Below are 3,134 nucleotides of genomic sequence, written 5' to 3' on the forward strand. Positions count from 1 at the left end.
TTGCACCTTGAAAACTGGATAACGAAAGAAAAAGAATTGCTGAAACATCCTTTAAAGCTGTTTTTACGTAAGCGAAAGGTGTTCGAGATTGTTGCGACTTCTTTTCGTTTTGTTTCAACCACTTGATGTCTTAGGAAATCGAGGAAACAAAATGAAAACGGCGCACAAGCCGAATCACCTGAGCATTTGGTTAAGCTAGTAAGAGCGCACGGAGGATGCCTAGGCACCAGGAGCCGAAGAAGGACGTGGCGAACAACGATACCGCCCCGGGGAGCCGTAAGCAGGCATTGATCCGAGGATTTCCGAATGGGGAAACCCAGCTATCGTAATGGATAGTTACTMYYAACTGAATACATAGGTTRGKWAGAGGCATACCAGGGGAACTGAAACATCTAAGTACCCTGAGGAAGAGAAAACAATAGTGATTCCGTCAGTAGCGGCGAGCGAACGCGGATTAGCCCAAACCAAGGAGCTTGCTYCTTGGGGTTGTAGGACGTCTCACATGGAGTTACAAAAGTGTTTGGTAGGCGAAGAGGTCTGGAAAGGCCCGCCAGAGCAGGTAAAAGCCCTGTAACCGAAAGCAAGCACYCTCCGAGACGGATCCTGAGTACGGCGGGACACGAGAAACCCCGTCGGAATCCGGCAGGACCATCTGCCAAGGCTAAATACTCCCTGGTGACCGATAGTGAAGCAGTACCGTGAGGGAAAGGTGAAAAGCACCGCGGAAGCGGAGTGAAAAAGAACCTGAAACCGTGCGCTTACAAAAAGTCAGAGCCCGTTAAATGGGTGATGGCGTGCCTTTTGTAGAATGAACCGGCGAGTTACGATCACGTGCAAGGTTAAGTCGGGAAGACGGAGCCGTAGCGAAAGCGAGTCTGAATAGGGCGAATAAGTACGTGGTCGTAGACCCGAAACCGTGTGATCTACCCCTGTCCAGGGTGAAGGTGCGGTAACACGCACTGGAGGCCCGAACCCACGCATGTTGAAAAATGCGGGGATGAGGTGGGGGTAGCGGAGAAATTCCAATCGAACTCGGAGATAGCTGGTTCTCCCCGAAATAGCTTTAGGGCTAGCCTCGAGGAATGAGCGTCGTGGAGGTAGAGCACTGATTGGGTGCGGGGCCCGCCAAGGGTTACCAAGTCCAGTCAAACTCCGAATGCCATAGACGTGCTACTCGGGAGTCAGACAGTGAGTGCTAAGATCCATTGTCAAGAGGGAAACAGCCCAGATCATCAGCTAAGGTCCCCAAGTGTGTGTTAAGTGGGAAAGGATGTGGAGTTGCAAAGACAACCAGGATGTTGGCTTAGAAGCAGCCATCATTTAAAGAGTGCGTAATAGCTCACTGGTCGAGTGACTCTGCGCCGAAAATGTAACGGGGCTAAACACACCACCGAAGCTATGACATGTRCCATTAGGTACTTGGGTAGGGGAGCGTTGAATACGGATTGAAGTTGGACCGTGAGGACTGGTGGACTGTATTCAAGTGAGAATGCCGGTATGAGTAACGAAAAGACAAGTGAGAATCTTGTCCGCCGAAAGCCTAAGGGTTCCTGAGGAAGGCTCGTCCTCTCAGGGTAAGTCGGGACCTAACGCGAGGCCGAAAGGCGTAGTGGATGGACAACAGGTTGAAATTCCTGTACCACCGAAGATYGTTTGAGCAATGGGGTGACACAGAAGGGCAGTGACGCGGACTGATGGAATAGTCCGTCCAAGCAGTGAGGCTGATCGATAGGCAAATCCGTCGATCATKAAGGCTGGGCTGTGATGGGGAGCGAAAATTGCAGTAGCGAAGGTCATGTACTCCGGCTGTCAAGAAAAGCCTCTAGTGAGATCTAGGTGCCCGTACCGCAAACCGACACAGGTAGGCGAGCAGAGCATGCTAAGGCGCGCGGAAGAACTCTCGTTAAGGAACTCGGCAAAATGACCCCGTAACTTCGGGAGAAGGGGTGCCTCGGTAGGGTGAATAGCCCGAGGGGGCCGCAGTGAAAAGGCCCAAGCGACTGTTTAGCAAAAACACAGGTCTGTGCGAAGCCGTAAGGCGAAGTATACGGGCTGACGCCTGCCCGGTGCTGGAAGGTTAAGGGGAGCGGTTAGGRGYAAYCCGAAGCTGTGAACCGAAGCCCCAGTAAACGGCGGCCGTAACTATAACGGTCCTAAGGTAGCGAAATTCCTTGTCAGGTAAATTCTGACCCGCACGAATGGCGTAACGACTTGGGCGCTGTCTCAACGAGAGATCCGGTGAAATTTTAATACCTGTGAAGATGCAGGTTACCCGCGACAAGACGGAAAGACCCCATGGAGCTTTACTGTAACTTGATATTGAACTTTGGTACGATCTGTACAGGATAGGTGGGAGCCTWWGAAGCATGAGCGCCAGCTTGTGTGGAGGCAACGTTGGGATACCACCCTGATCGTATCGGAGTTCTAACCTAGAACCGTGAAACCGGTTCGGGGACCGTGTCAGGTGGACAGTTTGACTGGGGCGGTCGCCTCCTAAAATGTAACGGAGGCGCCCAAAGGTTCCCTCAGAATGGTTGGAAATCATTCGAAGAGTGCAAAGGCATAAGGGAGCTTGACTGCGAGACCTACAAGTCGAGCAGGGACGAAAGTCGGGCTTAGTGATCCGGTGGTACCGAATGGAAGGGCCATCGCTCAACGGATAAAAGCTACCCTGGGGATAACAGGCTTATCTCCCCCAAGAGTCCACATCGACGGGGAGGTTTGGCACCTCGATGTCGGCTCATCGCATCCTGGGGCTGAAGTAGGTCCCAAGGGTTGGGCTGTTCGCCCATTAAAGCGGTACGCGAGCTGGGTTCAGAACGTCGTGAGACAGTTCGGTCCCTATCTGTCGCGGGCGCAGGAAATTTGAGAGGAGCTGTCCTTAGTACGAGAGGACCGGGATGGACGTACCGCTGGTGTACCAGTTGTTCCGCCAGGAGCACCGCTGGGTAGCCAAGTACGGACGGGATAAGCGCTGAAAGCATCTAAGCGTGAAGCCCCCCTCAAGATGAGATTTCCCAGTATGTAAGACCCCTTGAAGACGACGAGGTTGATAGGTTCGGGGTGGAAGCACAGCAATGTGTGTAGCTGACGAATACTAATCGGTCGAGGGCTTATCCTAAACACGTTTACTG

General features: G+C 52.7%; 1 rRNA gene. It reads left to right on the top strand.

What is annotated here, in order from left to right:
• The first annotated feature begins 188 nt into the window (after window positions 1–188).
• Window positions 189–3,121: ribosomal RNA gene (locus AC1DOV_RS34570) — 23S ribosomal RNA — on the top strand.
• Window positions 3,122–3,134 lie beyond the last annotated feature (13 nt).

The sequence above is a fragment of the Paenibacillus sp. 01T47 genome, assembly GCF_056398245.1.